At 65.9% G+C, this 631-nt stretch carries 2 protein-coding genes; both read left to right on the top strand.

From position 1 onward, the window contains the following. Positions 1–335: hypothetical protein (locus tag JMJ56_RS33245; protein WP_236039081.1), on the top strand; the 335-nt coding region annotated here is incomplete at its 5' end. A gap of 111 nt (positions 336–446) precedes the next feature. Next, a partial coding sequence (locus JMJ56_RS33250; RefSeq protein WP_202836139.1) for a hypothetical protein occupies positions 447–631 on the top strand: 185 nt, incomplete at its 3' end.

Below are 631 nucleotides of genomic sequence, written 5' to 3' on the forward strand. Positions count from 1 at the left end.
GCGGACCAGGAAGGCGGCACCGTTACGGCAGTGGCGTGGCTCCGATGCTCGCTGATCCCGTCGATCCCGTCGCCTTGTTGACTGTCACCCTGGCCGGCCTATCCAAGAAGCAGCAGGCAGCCACCTTGGAGCGCGTGATGCGGGCTTATGTGCGGATCTGCCAGGAGGCCTATCCCCACATGTCATTGGCCGAGATCACCGGGCAGTTTGGTGCCATCGCCGAGGCCGCGGCGGCTCGGCTGGCGGAGGTGAGGGTGGAAAAGGAGATGAGGGCTACGACGGCGCGCTTGGCGAAGATGATGGCGGCAGCCTCGGCTGAGAGCCGGACGGCATAGCTGCCAGTCGATGTGCATCGAGCATTCCGTCCGAGCACAGGCTCCTGATCCCGCCCTGAGGCGCTGGCGGCTCGTTCCGACATCACCATTGGCTAAAGGGCGGCGCCATCCATGAGCCTGCCGCCTGACTATCGGTCGTTGCCTTCTTCGCCTGACAAGCCGCGGATCTCAGCTGAAGAGCGCCGCGCCATGGACGCCGAGCGCGCGAAGGCGCTCCGCCTGCGCATGCTGCTTGATCAGGAGATGGAGGCGCGAGGGATCAGAGACCCGGTTGAGATTGGGGCCGTGGCCGGGCT

Origin of the sequence: Belnapia arida, from assembly GCF_016773205.1 — a bacterium.
Taxonomy (GTDB): Bacteria; Pseudomonadota; Alphaproteobacteria; order Acetobacterales; family Acetobacteraceae; genus Belnapia; species Belnapia arida.